The following is an 18,166-nucleotide window of genomic DNA, read 5'->3' as shown; positions in this document are numbered from 1 at the left end:
GCTGGTGCCGTTCTGGAACGGCCCGCCCCCCCAGGCATCGTCCTCGTCGAGCGCGACGGGGAAGCGGCGCAGCGCGGTGGTGCGCCGGGCCTTCGGGCCGGCGTCGTCGACGTAGGACGGCTTGAGGAAGTCGCCCTGGGGGGCTTTGTAGCCCCAGTAGAAGCGGATGACCGGGGAATGGAAGTTCGCGACGTAGGGGTCGGCCGCGGCGTCCTGGGTGGGGTCGAAGCGAGGGCGGTGGTTCTTGAGGACCTGATCCCCTGCGCGCGGATATTCGTACGGCGACCTGTCTACGGCTTCGAGTGCCACACGCGAGGTGTGTCTACCCAGGCGGTCATTCAGTCCCGCGCATATCAAGGTTTCCGCCGCGTTGTACCACTCGCCTTCACTGTTAACGCCATGAACGAAGAGGATGGTGCAAGGGATTGGGTTGTGGACGATGCAGGCCGGCTTGCCTGTCTCATCGGTGCCGTAGTGGGTGGGTGAATACTTGTGCAGCAATTCGACGCCGGACACTGACTCGGCCTTCTCGGCGAAGCGACGGATCTTCATGGCTGCACGCCTCGTTGCTGCATCTCGCGCTCCCTCTTGACTGAAGGGCGCCAGGGCAAGTCGGAGCGGCAGACGAACTCGGTGCTGCCTGGTCCAGGCTCCATGAGCTTCGCTTCGGCGGCGGATTTCGCTTCGGGGGAATAGGCTGGCGACCCTTGCACGCTCACCAACGGGTAGTTGAAGTTCGGGCCGACGCTGATGATTCTTGGTGCCGCGTGAGGATCGAACTCGTACCGGCTCCATTTGCCGTACCAGCCCCGAAACACTGCGGTGCCTGTCACGACCAAGTCTCCGCTGTAGGGCACGTCCAGAACGGCGAAGGTTCGACCCTGGTCGAAAGAGATCTTGACGATCTTCTCGGCGCGCACGACGACGTAGGGGGAGTCGACCTTGAATCGGCCGCCGGGGTTGCCCTGGGTGTTGACGGAGAAGTAGGTGCGGATGCCCAGCTTCTCGTCGACGTAGTACAGCTCGCCCTGGCAAGGGGAGACAAAGCCGCCAGCGGGATCGTTCTCGATGTAGCGGTGCTCGTCGAACCGATAGACGATCTGCTTCGGCGCCCGCGGGAAGGTGTCCCAGTCCGGCAGGTTCTGCAGCTCGCCATGGCCCAGCAAGGCACAGCCTGGCAGCAGGGCAGCGGCCAGCGCCATGGCCACCCCGCGGCATCGTCGCCGCACGCCGCCGGTTCGGGCCGGTGGCAGGAAGGCAATGACGAGGCGATCGGTTCCTGGCATGGCGATGGCCCCGCAGGGCAGGCAGGTCGCGAATGGAAGAGGTACTGCCTGGTGGCGTACTGCTACTGCATTCGAGGCCGCATCGCCGCTGCAACCGCAGCAGGATGGCTTCGCTCAAGGCTGCCGACATTGCACACGTGCCGTGCGCCGGTCAAGGGGGATTGTCAGCCGGCCCGCCCTCGCCCGGCGCTTCGCTGCGGCGCGCCCTCCCGGGCTGCCGCGCGATCGTCCCCCGCGCGCCGGCCTACGCCGCCACCGGCACCAGGAAGTCCCGGCTGATGCCCACGCCCAGGTCGCCCACGCGGTCGAGGAACTGGGTGAGGTACGCATGCAGGCCGGTCGCGAGGATCTCGTCGATGCGGCCGTACTGCAGGTCGGCGCGGATGCGGCCGGCGCGGCGCAGCGTTTCGCGGCTCTGGTCGTTGGCCACCATCTGCAGGTTGCCCACCACCTCCTGCATGCAGGCCACCAGCGAGCGCGGCATGTCCTCGCGCAGGATCAGCAGCTCGGCCACCTTCTCGGGCCGAATGACGTTGCGGTAGACCTTGCGGTAGACCTCGAAGCCGGAGACCGAGCGCAGCACGGCGCTCCAGTGATAGAAGTCGACCTCCTGAGCCTCCTTGGCATTGCTGCCGAAGAAGTCGCCGGCCAGCGACTGGAACTTCACGTCGAGCAGCCGCGCGGTGTTGTCGGCGCGTTCGAGGAAGGTGCCGATGCGCAGGAAGTGCAGCGCCTCGTCCTGCAGCATGGTGCCCACCGTCACGCCGCGGGAGAGGTGCGAGCGGAACTTCACCCACTCGAACAGCGCGCTCGGGTCGCGGTGGAAGTCGGTGGACTTGAGCATCCGGTTGAATTCGAGCCAGGTCTGGTTCTGCGTCTCCCAGACCTCCGTGGTGAGCGCGCCCCGCACGGCCCGTGCGTTCTCGCGCGCGGCGCGCAGGCACGACACGATGCTCGAGAAGTTGGCCTCGTCGCGGACCATGAAGTCCATGACGTTGCGCGCGTTCAGCTCCTTGTAGTGCTGGTTGAAGCCCCAGGTCAGCTCGCTGATGCTCAGCAGGCCGCGCCAGCCCTGGTCGGCCTCCTCGGCCGACTGCGGCAGCAGCGAGGTCTGGTAGTTCACGTCGAGCATGCGCGCGGTGTTCTCGGCCCGCTCCATGTAGCGGGCCATCCAGAACAGGTGATCGGCGGTTCTAGACAGCATGTGTCGTCTCCCTCATCAAGCCTCGAGCACCCAGGTGTCCTTCGTGCCCCCGCCCTGCGACGAGTTGACGACGAGGGAGCCTTCCTTCAACGCGACGCGCGTCAGTCCGCCCGGCACCATCTGCACCGTCTTGCCGGAGAGCACGAACGGCCGCAGGTCGATGTGGCGCGGCGCGATGCCCGATTCGACGAAGGTCGGGCAGCTCGACAGCGACAGCGTCGGCTGCGCGATGTAGTTGCTGGGATTGGCCTCGACGACCTTCTTGAACTCGGCGATCTCCGCCTGCGTCGCGGCCGGGCCGATCAGCATGCCGTAGCCGCCCGCGCCGTGCACCTCCTTCACCACCAACTCGCCCATGTGGTCCAGCATGTACTTCAAGCCCTCGGCCTCGCGGCCGAGGTGGGTGGGCACGTTCTGCAGGATGGGCTTCTCGCCGAGGTAGAACTCGATCATCTTCGGCACGTACGGGTAGATCGACTTGTCGTCGGCCACGCCGGTGCCGATGGCGTTGCTCAGCGTGATGTTGCCGGCGCGGTAGACGTCGAGCAGGCCGGCGCAGCCCAGCGTCGAGTCGGGGCGGAAGGCCTTGGGGTCGAGGAAGTCGTCGTCCACGCGGCGGTAGATCACGTCGACGCGCTTCGGGCCCTGCGTCGTGCGCATGAAGACGAAGCCGTCGTCGACGAAGAGGTCCTTGCCCTCGACCAGCTCCACGCCCATCTGCTGCGCGAGGAAGGCGTGCTCGAAGTACGCGCTGTTGTACATGCCGGGCGACAGCACCACCACCGTGGGATCGTTCACGCCCGACGGCGACACCGCGCGCAGGGTGTCGAGCAGGAGGTCGGGGTAGTGCGCCACCGGCGCCACGCGGTGCTGGCTGAACAGCTCGGGGAAGAGCCGCATCATCATCTTGCGGTTCTCGAGCATGTAACTCACGCCGCTGGGCACGCGCAGGTTGTCTTCCAGCACGTAATAGGTGCCGGTGCCGTCGGCATTGCCGGCGCGCACGATGTCGATGCCGGAGATGTGCGAGTACACGTCGCCCGGCACGTTGACGCCCATCATCTCGGGCCGGAACTGCGCGTTGTTGACGATCTGCTCGCGCGGCACGATGCCGGCCTTGATGATCTCCTGGTCATGGTAGACGTCGTGGATGAAGCGGTTGAGCGCGTTGACCCGCTGGCGCAGCCCCTTCTCCATCTCGCGCCATTCGCCGCTGGGGATGATGCGCGGGATCAGGTCGAACGGGATCAGCCGCTCGGTGCCCGAGCCGTCCTCGTCCTTGGCGCCGTACACCGCGAACGTGATGCCGACGCGGCGGAAGATGACTTCCGCTTCTTCTCGGCGCGAGCGCATGACGTCGCTCGGCTGCTGCTTCAGCCAGTTCTGGTAGGTCCGGTAGTGCTCGCGGACCTCGCTGGCGTTGACCTGCATCTCGTCATAGGCCGTCTTCATTCGATCTCCTCTTTACGAGCCTTTAGCAACTTCCAGGCCCAAAAACCGCGGCTTCATGCCAGGCGCTCCGTCGTCACGCCGACCTCCAGCGCGTGGTCGCCGCCGCCGCGGATCACGCCGCGCAGGGGCGTCACGTCGCCGAAGTCGCGCCCGTAGGCCAGCCGCACGTGGTCGGTGGCCGGCAGCATGTCGTTCGTCGGATCCAGTTCCAGCCAGAAGCCGTCGTCGGCGGTGGGGCACCACACGGCCACCCAGGCATGCGAGGCGTCGGCGCCGATGAACCGGGGCACGCCTTGGACGGCGGGCCGGGCCGGCGCTTCGCCGGCCTCTGCTTCAGCGTCGGCGTCCGGCGGCGTCGTCAGCAGGTAGCCGCTGACGTAGCGCGCCGCCAGGCCATGCATGCGCAGCGCCCCGATCATCAGGTGCGCGAAGTCCTGGCACACGCCGCGGCGTTCGGCCAGCACCGTGGCCAGCGGGGTGTCGATGGTCGTGCTGGCGCTCTCGTAGACGAACCCGGCATGCACGCGGTGCATCAGGTCGATCGCACACACCCCGACCGGCTGGCCCGGCGCCAGCGAGGGCGCGGCGAACGCGGCGAGTTCGGCCAGGCGCGGCACGTAGGGCGATGCGACCGCGAACTCGCTGGCCGGCTCGTAGGCGGCCCGCGCGGCATAACGCAGGCGGGCGCGCACCGCCTCCCAGGGCAACGACGCGGGCGCGCGCCGGCCGTGGTCGCGAGGCAGCGCCTTCACGCGGCTGCGGGCCCAGACCTCCAGGCAGCGGTGCGCGCCGCTGACGGTGAAGAAGGTGCGGTGGTTGCCGTAGCGGTCGCGGCCGGTGCTGTGGTGCAGCGGCTCGGGGTCCACCCCCATCTCGAAGGCCTCGACCTTCTGGAACTCGTCTTCGACGGGCCGCAGGAAGGCCTCGTGCTGCGCGGTGTCCACCGGGGCGCCGTAGTGGTAGCGCGTGACGTGCTCGACCTGCAGGCGGGTGGCGGCGGGCGGATCGCGGTCGGCCATCACACGCGCTGCAGCCGGTCGCCGCCCTCGGCATGGGCGAAGTAGCGCTGACCGACGTCGTCGGACAGCCGCAGGCCGGCCTGCAGCAGCCGCTCGGCCAGGGCCGAGACCTGCGCCTGCACGGCATCGTCGTCGAGATCGCGCAGGTCGTCGAGCGCGATGCCGGCGCCTTCGGCCGGCAGCCGCTCGCGCAGCGAGGCCAGCGCGGCCGCGGTGCCCGGCAGCTTGCCGAGCTCGGTGCGCAGCCGGCGCAGCGTGCCGGCGAAGGCACGGGGGTTCGCATCGTCGAGCACCAGCAGGTCGACGAGCGCCAGCAGGTCCTCGTGGCGCTGGTAGCGCGAGCGGAAGGTGATCGTGCTGTCGAACAGCTCCAGCACCAGGTCGATGCCAGCCGCGCTGCGCAGCGCATCGTGGTCGAGCAGCGTGCGCATCGTGTGGGCGATGCCGGTCAGCCGCTCGATCAGGCGGCCCACGGTGAGCAGGCGCCAGCCGTGGTCGCGGGTCATGCGGTCGGTCTGCGTGCCGGTGACGGCGGCGAGCTGCACCGTCAGCCGGTCGAGCGCGGGCATCGCCTGGGCGACGGTCGGCACCTGCGTGCCATGGGGCGCGAACTGCGCGTTGAACTCCTCGCCCATGTGCCGCAGCAGGTTGGCCTGCTCGGGCGAGAGCCGGTCGCGCAGCGCGCTGGCGGCGTACTCGAGCGATGCGATGTGGCGCGCGATGCTCGCGAGGTTGCGCTTGCGCGCACCCGACGCCAGCGCCGCCAGCACGCTGCGCTCGAAGAGCTGCGGCGCCCGCGTCGCGCTGGGGGTGCCGGGCGCGGCCAGGCCGTTGTAGATGGCCAGCGCGCACAACGCGTCCAGCACCTGCGGCGGTGGGTCGCTGTCGGCGTCGATCATGTTGAGCAGCGCGCGCGCCAGGCGCACCGCCTGCTCGGTGCGCTCGGTGTAGCGGCCGAGCCAGAAGAGGTTTTCGGCGGTGCGGCTGGAGACCGGCCGCCGCCGCGTGGCGATGTCGTCGACGCGCAGGCGCTGCGGCAGCATCGAGAAGGTGTCGACCGGCCCATCGGTCACCACCCAGGTGTCGAGGCTCGAGCCGCCGTGCTGCATCGACACCGACAGCGGCGAGCGCGTGGCCACGCGGGTCATGCCGCCGGGCAGCAGGTGCCAGCGCCGCTGCGTATCGGCGATCGCGTAGACGCGCAGCATCGCGGCGCCGGCCTTGGGCGCGCCATCGCGCCACAGCGGCGTGCGCGCCAGCAGCAGCCGGCCCTGCGCCATCCAGGCATCCGGGTCGGACTCGATGCGCTCGATCCATTCGGCCACGCGCGCCTCGCCCGGCAGGGTGGCCCGCGGCTGCCCGGGCGCCGGAAACGCCGGCCGGATCACGCATTCGGCGAGGTCGGGCCGCACCGCGTCGAAGGCCGCGGCCTCGCCGCACCACCAGGACGGCAGCGATGGCATCGCCAGCTCCTCGCCGAGCAGGCGGCGCGAGATGGCCGGCAGGAAGCCCTGGATGGCGGGCGACTCCAGGAAGCCGCTGCCCAGCGCGTTGGCCACCACGACGTTGCCGGCGCGCACGGCCTGCAGCAGGCCGGGCACGCCGAGCGTGGAGTCGGGCCGCAGCTCGAGCGGGTCGCAGAAGTCGTCGTCGAGCCGGCGCAGCACGCCGTGCACCGGCTCCAGGCCGGCGACCGTGCGCAGGTAGAGCCGGTCGGCACGCACGGTGAGGTCGCTGCCCTCGACCAGCGGCACCCCCAGGTAGCGCGCCAGGTAGGCGTGCTCGAAGTAGGTCTCGTTGTAGGGGCCGGAGGTGAGCAGCACCACGCGCGGCGTGCCGCCGGCCACCTCGCGCGCCTGGGACTCGACGGTGTCGAGCAGGCGGCGGTAGCTCGAGGCGATGTGCTGCACGCGCATCTCGCGGAAGGCCTCCGGGAACAGGCGCGAGATGATCAGCCGGTTGTGCAGCACGTAGCCCAGCCCGGAGGGCCCCTGCGTGCGCTGGGAGATCACCCACCAGGTGCCGTCGGCGCTGCGCGCGAGGTCGAACGCCGCGATGTGCAGGTGCAGCCCGCCCGGCGGACGCACGCCGTGCAGCGGCCGCAGGTAGCCGGGGTGCCGGTACAGCAGCGCCGGCGGCAGCAGCGATTCGGCGAGCAGGGTCTGCGGGCCGTAGACGTCGGCCATCATCGTGTCGAGCAGGCGGGCCCGCTGCGTGATGCCGCGCTCGATCACCGCCCAGTCGGCCGGCTCGATCAGCAGGGGCAGCAGTTCGAGCGACCATGGCCGCGCCGCGCCGCCCTCCCCGTCGTAGACGTTGTGGGTCACGCCGTCGACGCGGATCTGCTGGCCGATCAGCTCCAGCCGGCGATCGAAATCGGCCGGCGATTCGCCGGGCGGCAGCCAGCGCAGGAAGTGCTGCCAGGCGGGCCGCAGGCTGCCGTCGGCAGCACGCAGTTCGTCGTAGCTGTCGGGGTCGGGCAGTTCCAGCTGCGCCAGCAACCCCAGCGGCGGCGTCGGGGCCCGGTGGGAAGGCAACAGAACACTCACATTTCTAGCATTTCACGGTACATGCCAGCGACGTTACCCCAGGCGCAGGTCGAGCGTGAATGGGAATTCCCGGCTTGGCTGCGCCGGCGCGACCTTCATCGTGCCCGGCGTGTGGCCGTTGGCGAAGAAGCGCGCCAGCCGCCGGCTCTCAGCCTCGTAGGCGTTGATCGGGAAGGTGTCGTAGTTGCGGCCGCCCGGATGCGCCACGTGGTAGCGGCAGCCGCCGATCGAGCGGCTGAGCCAGTTGTCCACGATGTCGAAGGCGAGCGGCGCATGCACGCCGATGGTGGGGTGCAGCGCCGAGGGCGGCTGCCATGCGCGGTAGCGCACGCCGCAGACGAACTCGCCGATGCGCCCGGTGGGCTGCAGCGGCAGCGCGTGGCTGTTGACGGTGACGACATGCCGGTTGTCGTTGAGGCCGGTGACCTTGACCTCCAGCCGCTCCAGGGACGAATCGACATAGCGCACGGTGCCGCCGGGCGCCCCCTCCTCGCCCATCACGTGCCAGGGCTCCAGCGCGTTGCGCAGCGTCAGCTCGATGCCCTGCGTGGCCACGTGGCCGACCAGCGGGAAGCGGAACTCGAAGTGCGGCGCAAACCAGGCCGCGTCGAACGCGAAGCCGGCATGGTTCAGCTCGGCGATCACGTCGTCGAAGTCCTGCTGCACGAAGGTCGGCAGCAGGAAGCGGTCGTGCAGGCCGGTGCCCCAGCGCGTGAGGCGCGTCGAGCCGTTGCCGCGGTAGGGCTCCTTCCAGAACCACGCCAGCAGCGCGCGCAGCAGCAGCTGCTGCACCAGGCTCATGCGTGCGTGCGGCGGCATCTCGAACGCACGCAGCTCCAGCAGGCCGAGCCGGCCGGTGGGCCCGTCGGGCGAGTAGAGCTTGTCGATGCAGAACTCCGAACGGTGCGTGTTGCCCGTCACGTCGATCAGCACGTTGCGCAGCATCCGGTCGATCAGCCACGGCGGGCAATGGCCGTAGAGGTTGATCTGCCGCTCGATCTCCTTCATCGCGATCTCGACCTCGTACACCTGGTCGTCCCGCGCCTCGTCGAAGCGCGGCGACTGGCTGGTCGGGCCGATGAAGAGGCCGGAGAACAGGTACGACAGGCTCGGATGGTTGTGCCAGAAGGTCAGCAGGCTGGGCAGCAGGTCGGGCCGGCGCAGGAAGGGGCTGTCGGCCGGCGTGGCGCCGCCCAGCACGAAGTGGTTGCCGCCGCCGGTGCCGGTGTGGCGGCCGTCGACCATGAACTTCTCGGTCGACAGGCGCGACTCGTGCGCCGCCTGGTACAGGAACTCGGTGTGGTCGACCAGCTCGTTCCAGTCGTGCGCCGGGTGGATGTTGACCTCGATGACACCGGGGTCGGGCGTGACCTGCAGCAGCTTCAGGCGCGGGTCGCGCGGCGGCGGGTAGCCCTCCATCACGATCTTCATGCGCAGCTCGGCCGCGGTGGCCTCGACGGCCGCCACCAGCTCCAGGTAGTCCTCCAGCACGGCCAGCGGCGGCATGAAGACGTAGAGCACGCCGCTCTTGTGCTTGGCCAGCGCCTCGGCCTTGGGGCCATTGGCGCGCTGCGGATCGCGCACCTCCACGCACAGGCCGGTGCGGGTGATCCAGCCGGCCGATTCGAAGCGCCGCGGGTACCGCTCGTCGGGGCTCGACGCGGCCAGCGCACGGGCGGCGGCGTCGCCGTCCCCTTCGCCGGCCGGGCCCTCGCCCGCCGCGGCCGCCGCCTCGCCAGCGCCCATGCCGAAGACGATCGCCGCCCCGGCAGGGCCGGCCTCGTTCCACGGCGCCATGCCGGGCAGCACGCCCTGGCCGGCGGCCCCGCCCGCCGCGCCGGCCGGCGAACCCAGCGGGAACTGCGCCCGCAGCGCGGCCGCCGAAGGCAGCGGCGCCCTCGGCGCGAACGGGTCCTGCTCGATCAGGTAGGGATAGTCGCCCTTCTTCACCCAGGGCAGCGAATCGAGCGGCAGCCGGTAGCCCATCGGCGAATCGCCCGGGATCAGGTACATGCGCTCGTCGCGGAAGAACCACGGGCCGGTGATCCAGCGCGGGCCCCCGACGGCCGGCGACTCGTTGCGCTTGAGCGGCAGCAGGTAGCCGACGGTGGTTTCCAGGCCCTGGTCGAACACGCGGCGCAGGCGGGCACGTTCCAGTTCGTCGTCGAGCCGAGAATCGAAGGGGTCGACGTTGACCGGCAGGCGGCGTTCGCGCCAGAGGTAGTACCAGACGTCCTCGAAGCCCGGCTGGATCCACTTGTCTTCCAGGCCCAGCTTCTTCGCCAGGGTGTAGGTGAAGGCCTTGGCGTCGTCGCTGGTGTAGTGGTACTGCTCGCGCTCGTCGGCGAAGAGGCTCGGGTCGTTCCAGCAGGGCTGGCCGTCGGCCCGCCAGCAGATCGACAGCGCCCAGCGCGGCAGCTGCTCGCCCGGGTACCATTTGCCCTGGCCGAAATGCAGGAAGCCGCCGGCGCCGTAGCGGTCGCGCAGCTTGTGCGTGAGGCCCTGCGCCAGGCCGCGCTTGGTGGGGCCCAGGGCGTCGGTGTTCCATTCGGCACCGTCGCGGTCGTCCACCGAGACGAAGGTGGGCTCGCCGCCCATGGTCAGCCGCACGTCGCCGGCCGAGAGCTGGTGGTCGACCTCGTGGCCGAGCGCCACGACGGACTGCCACTGTTCCTCGGTGTACGGCATGGTCACGCGCGGCGATTCGTAGATGCGCGTGATGCCCATGTGGTGCTCGAAGGTCACCTCGCACTCGTCGACCGCGCCTTCCACCGGCGCGGCGCTCGACGGCTCGGGCGTGCAGGCCACCGGGATGTGGCCCTCGCCGGCCATCAGCCCCGACGTGGGATCGAGCCCGATCCATCCGGCGCCGGGCAGGTAAACCTCGCACCACGCGTGCAGGTCGGTGAAGTCGACCTCGGTGCCGCTCGGGCCGTCGAGCGACTTCACGTCGGGCTTGAGCTGGATCAGGTAGCCCGAGACGAAGCGCGCGGCCAGGCCCATGTGGCGCAGCACCTGCACCAGCAGCCAGCCGGTGTCGCGGCACGAGCCGCTGGCGTTGGCGAGCGTCTCTTCCGGCGTCTGCACGCCGGGCTCCATGCGCACCAGGTAGCGAATGTCCTGCTGCAGGCGCTGGTTGATGCCGACGAGGAAGTCGATGGTGCGCTGCTCGGTGCGCGGGATGCTGTCGACCAGCGCCTTGAAGCGCGGCGTCAGCTCGGCCTTGGAGAGGTAGGGCGCCAGGTCGTGCTTCAGGCCTTCGGCATAGGCGAAGGGGAAGTTCTCGGCCTCGGGCTCGAGGAAGAAGTCGAACGGGTTGTAGACCGCCATCTCGGCGACCAGGTCGACCGTGATGGTGAACTCGGTGGTCTTCTCCGGGAAGACCAGCCGTGCCAGGTAGTTGGAGAACGGGTCCTGCTGCCAGTTGATGAAGTGCTCCGCCGGCTCCACGCGCAGCGAATAGCTGAGGATGGGCGTCCGGCAGTGGGGTGCGGGACGCAGCCGGACGACCTGGGGCGACAGGCCGACGCGGCGGTCGTAGCGATAGCGCGTGACGTGGTTGAGTGCAACGTGAATGGCCACGAACGATTCCTTAGGGTCTGACGCGTTGTCCGATGCAACTTCCACGCCATCACGGGGGTGGCACGGCGGCATGCCAGTAGCGCCGCGCCGTTGCGCGTTCGCACGACATGGCGCCGTCGCGCCATGTCCAGGCGCCGCAAGTATCGCTGCGCACCACCGCCACGCCATGGCGTTCGTAGCGAGAGAGCACGGCGGGGTGCGGATGCCCGAAGCGGTTGCGGTAGCCGGCCTGCACCACCACCGTCCGGGGCGCCACGGCGGCGACGAAGGCCTCGGTCGACGAGGTCTTGCTCCCGTGGTGGGGCGCCAGCAGCACGTCGCTGCGCAGGCGCTGCGGCATCGCCGCGACGAGGGCGGCCTCCTGCGCGGCCTCGATGTCGCCCGCCAGCAGCAGGCTGCGCCCCTCGGCATCCTCCACGCGCAGCACGCAGCTGCGCGCGTTGGGCCGGGCGGCGCGGCCGTAGCCGGCCTCGTCCGGGTGCAGCACCTCGAAGCGCACGCCGTCCCAGCGCCAGCCCTGGCCGGCGGCGCAGCGGGTGTGAGGCACCGCGCCGGCGCGCAGGGGATGGCCGTCCTCCAGCGAACTCAGCAGGCCGGCGACCGGCAGGCCCGCCATCAGCGCCGCGGCGCCGCCCACATGGTCGGTGTCGCGGTGGCTCAGCACCAGCAGGTCGATGCGGCGCTCGCCGCGGGCCTGCAGCAGCGGCAGCAGCACCCGCTCGCCCGCATCCCGTTCGCGCGAGTACTGCGGGCCGGTGTCGTAGAGCATCAGGCGGTTGCGCGTGCGCAGCAGCACCGCGCTGCCCTGCCCGATGTCGGCCGCCACCGCCTCGAACCGGCCCTCGGCCGGCCGCGGCACCGGCGGCCACAGCAGCGGCAGCACCAGCGGCACGGCCAGCCACCGGATCCGCCAGGGCAGCCGCACGACCATCAGCAGGCCGCCGAGCAGCCCGCAGCCCTGCGCCCACTCAGGCGCGGCCGCCGCGGTGAACACCGCCGGCTGCAGGCCCGCCAGGCCCTCCATCGCCCATGACAGGGCCTGCACCGCCCAGGCCGCCAACGGCCACAGCGCCGGCACGAGCATGCCCGCCACCGCCAACGGCGTGATCAGCAGCGTCACCAGCGGAATGGCCACCAGGTTGGCCACGAAGCCCACCGGCGAGAGCTGCTGGAAGAACACCAGCGTCAGCGGTGCCAGCCCGAGCGTCGCGATGGCCTGGGTGTGCAGTGCCCCCCGCAGTGCCGCCCGCAGGCGCTGCAGCAGCGGCTGCGGCGCCGCGTCGTCGACGGGGGCGGCCTGCCGTCCGGCATCGGCCTGGGCGCCGCTGCCCGAGGCCATCAGCAGCCCGACCGCGGCGAACGAGAGCCAGAAGCCCGGCTGCAGCAGCGCCCACGGGTCCATCACCGTGACCACCGCCGCGGCGGCCAGCAGCACGAGCGGCGCGGGCCAATGCAGGCCGCCGCTGGCCAGCAGCGCCGCCGTGGCCAGCATCCAGACCGTGCGCTGCGCCGGCACGCCCCAGCCGGCCAGCAGCGCGTAGGCGGCGGCCGCCAGCACGCCGCCCCAGCGCGCGGCCCGCGGCGCGGCAGCCAGGCGCAGCGCGTGGCGGCTGCGGCGCCACAGCACGCCGATGGCGCCCCCGGCCAGCCAGGCGAACATCGTGACGTGCACGCCGCTGATGCTCATCAGGTGCGCGATGCCCACGGCGCGGAAGAGCGACCAGTCCGCCCGCTCGATGGCTGCCTGGTCGCCGACCGCCAGCGCGGCCAGCACGCCGGCCGTGCGCCCGTCGCCCACCCGCAGCGCGATGGCATCGCGCACCTGCTGGCGCAGCCGGTCGACGGGCCGGCCGGCGGCCCGCGCCAGGCGTTGCGGCGGCACCACCGCGCCGTCGCGCAGGCTGCCGGTGGCGCGGATGCGCTGCTCGAACAGCCACAGCTCGTGGTCGAAGCCGTGCGGGTTGAGCGCGCCGTGCGGCCGCCGCAGCCGCAGCGTGAAGCGCCAGCGGTCGCCGGCCTGCAGGTCGGTGGCCGCGGCTGGCATCGCGGGGCCGGCGTCGTCGCCGTCGTCGCGGCCGCCGTACCAGCCGATCGACAGCCGCCGCGGCACCGCGACGGGCCGGCCGGACTGCCGCGCCGCCTCCACCTCGAACAGGAACCGCGTGCCGCCCGGCACCTCGCGCGGCAGGCCGGCGACCACGCCCTCGACCACGAGGTCCTGGTCTTCCAGCGCGGCGGGCAGGGCCTCGGCCAGCACCTGCTGCGCACGCCAGCCGGTCCACGCGAACCCCAGCAGGGCCAGCGCCGCCACGGCCAGCAGCCAGCCGCCCGGGCGCCGCCACCGCGACGCGGCGAGCAGGCCGAGGAGGCCCGCCGCCAGGCCCGCGGCATAGGCGGCCGCAGGCCACAGGGAGGGCTGGGACGTCTGCAGCGCCACGCCGCCGAGCCATGCGACTACCAGCCCGGCGAGCCGAAGCCCCGCCGTGTCTCCTCCCATGCGCCGAGTGTAGGCATGGCGCGATGCACGGGGTGTAGGATTCCGCGCTTTGGCTCATCCCTGCAGGATTTCTCCGCCATGGCCTCTCCGATCTACGACCGCCTCCAATCCCTGGGCATCACATTGCCGCCCGTCGCGGTGCCTGCGGCCGCCTACGTGCCCTTCGTGCAGACCGGCAACCTGGTGTTCGTGTCGGGCCACACCGCCAAGAAGGACGGCAGGCCATGGGTCGGCAAGCTCGGCGAGACGATGACCACCGAGGACGGCAAGGCCGCCGCGCGCAGCGTCGCCATCGACCTGATGGGCACGCTGCACGCCGCCGTCGGCGACCTCGGCCGCATCAAGCGCATCGTCAAGGTGATGAGCCTGGTCAACAGCACGCTGTCGTTCACCGAACAGCACCTGGTGACCAACGGCGCCTCCGAACTGTTCGGCGAGGTCTTCGGCCCCACGGTGGGCGCGCATGCCCGCAGCGCCTTCGGCGTCGCGCAAATCCCGACCGGCTCCTGCGTCGAGATCGAACTGATCGCCGAAGTCGAATGAGGCCGGCCGCCTCGCCGGCCCGCCGCGCCGACGCGTGGCTGGGCGGCATGCTGCTGGCGTCGCTCGCGGCGATCGGCGCCGCGCTCGTCTCCCAGCACGTGTTCGACATGCAGCCCTGCCCCTGGTGCGTGCTGCAGCGGGTGGTCTTCGCGGCCATCGCGCTGGCCTGCGTGCTCGGGCTCGTGCTGCGCAACGGCGCAGGGCGTGGCCTGGCCGCCGCGCTGGTGCTGCTGCTGTCGCTCGCCGGCGCCGCGGCGGCGCTGTGGCAGCACTTCGTGGCCGCCGCCACCGCCTCGTGCAACCTGACGCTGGCCGACCGCATCGTCAGCGGCATGGGCCTCGACAGCCTGGCGCCGGAAATCTTCCAGGCGCGCGCCTCGTGCGCCGATGCGGCGGTCAACCTGCTGGGCCTGCCCTACGAGTTCTGGAGCCTCGGGCTCTTCGCGGTTTTCGCGATCGCCGCGCTGCGCCTGCTGGCGCGGCGCTGAAGCCGGCGCACCGCCGTCAGGGCATTTCCACCCTGCGCAGCGAGGCGACGCGCTTGCGCGTACCGGGATGGGTGGCGCTGTCGTGCTGCACGCCCTGCCGCATGAAGCTCGCGAGCGCCGCCTCGAACCCGTAGCCGAGCGGCGCCAGCGCCTTCATCGCATAGGCATCGGCGGCCAGTTCGTGGCGGTGCGACAGGGCCGACATCTCGCGGCCCAGCAGCGCGGCCACGGCCTCGGTGCGCGACTGTGTCACTTCCTGCGGTATGTGGCTGCGGTACACCGCGCCCACGGCCCACCAGTGGCCCAGCGCCGCGTGGCCGAGCTCGTGCGCCAGCACGAACAGGCGCTCGCCTTCGGGCACGTCGGCCAACCCGGCGTGGACCACGACCAGTTCGCCGTGGAAGGTCTCCGCCAGCACCGGCCCCTGGACGACCTGCAGCCGCACCGGCCGCGCCCCCACCCCCTCGGCCACCGCGATCAGCCGCTCGAAGCTGCGCCGCACCACCTTGGCGCGCGGGTCGTCGTCGGGCACCGGCACCATCGACTGCAGGCGCTGCGCCTGCGAGCGCTCCAGCACCTCGACGATGCCGTCCGCGCCCCGCGCCGGGCCCGCCAGCATCCAGGCCGCCACCCAGCCGGCGGCACAGCGCAGGAGACAACGACAAACGGTCCGCATCGGGCACTCCCCACATCGCATCGGCGACGGTGGTTTGTGCAGTGCAACAGACATGCCTGGTGCAGGCTGCGCCTCAAAACCGTGCGCGCACCGGCTCGGCGCACGGGGCTGCACACGCTTGGTGCCGGGCACGGTCAGCCCAGCACGGTCAGCCCAGCACGCGCAGCACCTTCTGCAGGCCGTCGACCTTGCGCCCCTTGCGGGCACGCTTGCCCACGTGCCCGGCGAGGCCGGCGCCCTTCAGCACCTCTTCCTTCGCTTTGCCGCCGCGGCCGGTGCCGTGGACGGTGACGGACTGCGCCAGCGCCGCGACCGACACCAGCGGCGAGGCCGCATCCACGTCCATCAGCGTCAGGCCCTTGCCGCCGCCCGGCTGCAGCTTGAGTTCGTCCAGCGCGAAGACCAGCAGGCGGCCGTCGAGGGCTAGCGCCGCGACCTGCGTGTGCGCCGGCAGCACCGGCACCGGCGGCAGCACCTTGGCGTCGCCGTCGAGCGTGAGGAAGCTCTTGCCACCGCGCTGTCGCGACAGCAGGTCCGCCACCTTGGCCATCAGCCCGAAGCCGCCGGTGTTGGCCAGCAGCAGCGTGGTGTCGGGCGCCCCGGCGAAGTAGTGGGCAGGCTGGGTGCCCGCCTCCAGCTCGATCAGCGTGGTGATGGGCACCCCGTCGCCGCGGCCGCCGGGCAGCAGCGAGGCGGCCACGGTGTACACGCGGCCGTTGCTGCCGAAGACCAACAGCGGATCGACGCTGCGGCACGCGAAGGTGCCGTGCAGCCCGTCGCCCGCCTTGAAGGCCAGCGTGGCCGGGTCGACCTCGTGCCCCTTCAGCGCGCGCACCCAGCCCTTCAGGCTGACGACCACCGTCACCGGCTCGTCGACGATGCGCACCTCGGCCTGCGCGCGCTTGTCGGCCTGGATCAGCGTGCGGCGCTCGTCGCCGAAGGCCTTGGCGTCGGCCTCGATCTCCTTGACGACCGTGCGCTTGAGCGCCGCGGGGCTCGCGATGATGTCCTCGAGCCGCTTCTGCTCTGCGCGCTTGTCGGCCAGTTCCTGCTCGATCTTGATGGCCTCGAGCCGCGCGAGCTGGCGCAGCCGGATCTCGAGGATGTCCTCGGCCTGCCGGTCGCTCAGCGCGAAGCGCTCGATCAGCGCCGCCTTCGGCTCGTCGGCGTTGCGGATGATGCGGATCACCTCGTCGATGTTCAGCAGCACCAGCTGCCGGCCTTCGAGCACGTGGATGCGGTCCAGCACCTTGGCCAGCCGGTGGCGCGTGCGGCGGTCGACCGTCGTCGTGCGGAAGCCGATCCACTCCAGCAGGATCTGGCGCAGGCCCTTCTGCGTCGGGCGGCCGTCGGCGCCCACCATCGTCAGGTTGATCGGCGCGGAGCTCTCCAGGCTGGTGTGCGCCAGCAGCGTATTGACGAGCTCCTGCTGCCCCACGGTGCGGCTCTTGGGCTCGAACACCAGGCGCACCGCCGCGTCCTTGCTCGATTCGTCGCGCACCGCGTCGAGCACGCCCAGCAGCGTGGCCTTGAGCTGGACCTGCTCGGTGCTCAGCGCCTTCTTGCCGGCCTTGACCTTGGGGTTGGTCAGCTCCTCGATCTCCTCGAGCACCTTCTGCGCGCTGGTGCCCGGCGGCAGCTCGGTGACGACGATCTGCCACTGGCCGCGCGCCAGGTCCTCGATCTTCCAGCGGGCGCGCACCTTCAGGCTGCCGCGGCCCGAGGCGTAGGCGTCGCGGATGTCGGCGGGGCTGCTGATGATCTGCCCGCCGCCGGGGTAGTCGGGGCCGGGCAGCGCCTCGAACAGCTCGTCGTCGCCGGCCTGCTCGTTCTTCAGCAGCAGCACCGCGGCAGCGGCCACTTCGCGCAGGTTGTGGCTGGGCACCTCGGTCGCGAGGCCCACGGCGATGCCGCTGGCACCGTTGAGCAGCACGAAGGGCAGGCGCGCCGGCAGCTGGCGCGGCTCCTCGGTGGAGCCGTCGTAGTTGGGGATGAAGTCGACCGTGCCCTCGTCGATCTCGTCGAGCAGCAGCCGGGTGATGGGCGCCAGGCGCGCCTCGGTGTAGCGCATCGCCGCGGCGCCGTCGCCGTCGCGGCTGCCGAAGTTGCCCTGGCCGTCGATCAGCGGGTAGCGCTGCGAGAAGTCCTGCGCCATCCGCACCAGGGCGTCATAGGCCGCGGTGTCGCCGTGCGGATGGAAGCGGCCCAGCACGTCGCCGACGACGCGGGCGCTCTTGACCGGCTTGGGGCCGGCGGCCGTGTTGAAGGCCAGGCCCATCCGCTCCATGGCATAGAGGATGCGGCGCTGCACGGGCTTCTGCCCATCGCAGACATCGGGCAGCGCACGGCCCTTGACGACGCTCAGCGCATATTCGAGGTAGGCCTGCTCGGCGTAGTGCGCGAGCGTGATGGCGTCGGGCGTGCCGCCCTCGGCGGGCGGCAGGAGATCGATCTGGTCCATGGAGACGGGGAAAGGCCGGGGCTCACGCCTGCAGCAAAAAGGGTACGCGCAGGATGTTAGCCGGCGCGCACCAGCGTACTTCCGTTTGCAGAGAACCCGCCGCGTGGCCTCTCGGTGTACGAGGCGAAGCGAGTACACCCGTGGCCACAGCACCCCGCGTGCAAGTGCTGGGGTGAGGGCGGCTGCGTGTGAGGCGCCGAGTAGCGCAGGGCGCCTGGGGTGCGCGCGCAGCGCGCTTCGTCATCTGACTGGCCGCAGCCTGTTTGAACGCAGCGAACGCCAGTGAGCGAAGTGAGTTCTGCGGCCACCTCGGGCGACCGAGCAACGCAGGGCAGTCGGCCCTCCGGGCCGACCGCCTCGGTCGCACGCTCACACGCAGCCGCCCTCTCCCCAGCACCCGGCCCTCACG

General features: G+C 71.2%; 12 protein-coding genes. 2 read left to right on the top strand and 10 right to left on the bottom strand.

The window, feature by feature from the left end; translation table 11 throughout:
* The 8 genes from V4F39_RS20860 to V4F39_RS20825 all read right to left on the bottom strand — a co-directional run.
* Nucleotides 1-552: T6SS effector phospholipase Tle3 domain-containing protein (locus V4F39_RS20860; protein WP_425606891.1), on the bottom strand; the 552-nt coding region annotated here is incomplete at its 3' end.
* Nucleotides 549-1,286, bottom strand: a complete 738-nt coding sequence (locus V4F39_RS20855) for a T6SS immunity protein Tli3 family protein (RefSeq protein ID WP_332291856.1) — start codon at nucleotides 1,284-1,286, stop codon at nucleotides 549-551. The genes V4F39_RS20855 and V4F39_RS20860, both read right to left, overlap by 4 nt.
* Before the next feature lie 244 nt (nucleotides 1,287-1,530).
* The gene (locus tag V4F39_RS20850; protein WP_332291855.1) at nucleotides 1,531-2,490 is read right to left on the bottom strand and encodes an alpha-E domain-containing protein; all 960 of its coding nucleotides are present in this window, start codon (nucleotides 2,488-2,490) and stop codon (nucleotides 1,531-1,533) included.
* A gap of 15 nt (nucleotides 2,491-2,505) precedes the next feature.
* Nucleotides 2,506-3,942 carry a circularly permuted type 2 ATP-grasp protein gene (locus tag V4F39_RS20845; RefSeq protein WP_332291853.1) on the bottom strand — a complete coding sequence of 479 codons (1,437 nt, stop codon included), beginning with the start codon at nucleotides 3,940-3,942 and terminating at the stop codon, nucleotides 2,506-2,508.
* A gap of 53 nt (nucleotides 3,943-3,995) precedes the next feature.
* Nucleotides 3,996-4,961 (bottom strand): transglutaminase family protein, encoded by a 966-nt coding sequence (locus tag V4F39_RS20840; protein WP_332291852.1) that lies wholly within the window; start codon nucleotides 4,959-4,961, stop codon nucleotides 3,996-3,998.
* Complete coding sequence (locus tag V4F39_RS20835; protein ID WP_332291851.1) at nucleotides 4,961-7,498, bottom strand: circularly permuted type 2 ATP-grasp protein; 2,538 nt, start codon at nucleotides 7,496-7,498, stop codon at nucleotides 4,961-4,963. Before V4F39_RS20835 ends, V4F39_RS20840 begins: the two co-directional genes overlap by 1 nt.
* Before the next feature lie 45 nt (nucleotides 7,499-7,543).
* Complete coding sequence (locus tag V4F39_RS20830) at nucleotides 7,544-11,092, bottom strand: transglutaminase family protein (protein ID WP_332291848.1); 3,549 nt, start codon at nucleotides 11,090-11,092, stop codon at nucleotides 7,544-7,546.
* 49 nt (nucleotides 11,093-11,141) lie between these two features.
* The gene (locus V4F39_RS20825; protein WP_332291847.1) at nucleotides 11,142-13,589 is read right to left on the bottom strand and encodes a DNA internalization-related competence protein ComEC/Rec2; all 2,448 of its coding nucleotides are present in this window, start codon (nucleotides 13,587-13,589) and stop codon (nucleotides 11,142-11,144) included.
* Between the two features lie 78 nt (nucleotides 13,590-13,667).
* On the opposite strand from V4F39_RS20825, the gene V4F39_RS20820 reads away from it, so the two are divergent.
* Nucleotides 13,668-14,132, top strand: a complete 465-nt coding sequence (locus V4F39_RS20820) for a RidA family protein (protein ID WP_332291846.1) — start codon at nucleotides 13,668-13,670, stop codon at nucleotides 14,130-14,132.
* Nucleotides 14,129-14,620 (top strand): disulfide bond formation protein B, encoded by a 492-nt coding sequence (locus V4F39_RS20815; protein WP_332291845.1) that lies wholly within the window; start codon nucleotides 14,129-14,131, stop codon nucleotides 14,618-14,620. Before V4F39_RS20820 ends, V4F39_RS20815 begins: the two co-directional genes overlap by 4 nt.
* Before the next feature lie 16 nt (nucleotides 14,621-14,636).
* Here V4F39_RS20815 and V4F39_RS20810 read toward each other — a convergent pair whose 3' ends face one another.
* Entirely contained in the window at nucleotides 14,637-15,296 is a 660-nt protein-coding gene (locus V4F39_RS20810) for a M48 family metalloprotease (protein ID WP_332291844.1), read from the bottom strand.
* Between the two features lie 148 nt (nucleotides 15,297-15,444).
* Entirely contained in the window at nucleotides 15,445-17,757 is a 2,313-nt protein-coding gene (parC, locus tag V4F39_RS20805; protein ID WP_332291843.1) for a DNA topoisomerase IV subunit A, read from the bottom strand.
* Between the last annotated feature and the right edge of the window lie 409 nt (nucleotides 17,758-18,166).

This window comes from Aquincola agrisoli, from assembly GCF_036621135.1.
In the GTDB taxonomy this organism is placed as follows: Bacteria; Pseudomonadota; Gammaproteobacteria; order Burkholderiales; family Burkholderiaceae_C; genus Aquincola; species Aquincola agrisoli.
Note: the sequence above shows the minus strand (reverse complement) of the source record. Positions and strands in the feature narration are given on the sequence as shown.

Excerpts from the sequence above, each read along its gene's own strand:
- V4F39_RS20855 (WP_332291856.1), bottom strand. The coding sequence starts at position 1,286 with ATGCCAGGAACCGATCGCCTCGTCATTGCCTTCCTGCCACCGGCCCGA.
- V4F39_RS20850 (WP_332291855.1), bottom strand. The coding sequence starts at position 2,490 with ATGCTGTCTAGAACCGCCGATCACCTGTTCTGGATGGCCCGCTACATG.
- V4F39_RS20845 (WP_332291853.1), bottom strand. The coding sequence starts at position 3,942 with ATGAAGACGGCCTATGACGAGATGCAGGTCAACGCCAGCGAGGTCCGC.
- V4F39_RS20840 (WP_332291852.1), bottom strand. The coding sequence starts at position 4,961 with ATGGCCGACCGCGATCCGCCCGCCGCCACCCGCCTGCAGGTCGAGCAC.
- V4F39_RS20825 (WP_332291847.1), bottom strand. The coding sequence starts at position 13,589 with ATGGGAGGAGACACGGCGGGGCTTCGGCTCGCCGGGCTGGTAGTCGCA.
- V4F39_RS20820 (WP_332291846.1), top strand. The coding sequence starts at position 13,668 with ATGGCCTCTCCGATCTACGACCGCCTCCAATCCCTGGGCATCACATTG.
- V4F39_RS20815 (WP_332291845.1), top strand. The coding sequence starts at position 14,129 with ATGAGGCCGGCCGCCTCGCCGGCCCGCCGCGCCGACGCGTGGCTGGGC.
- V4F39_RS20810 (WP_332291844.1), bottom strand. The coding sequence starts at position 15,296 with ATGCGGACCGTTTGTCGTTGTCTCCTGCGCTGTGCCGCCGGCTGGGTG.
- parC (WP_332291843.1), bottom strand. The coding sequence starts at position 17,757 with ATGGACCAGATCGATCTCCTGCCGCCCGCCGAGGGCGGCACGCCCGAC.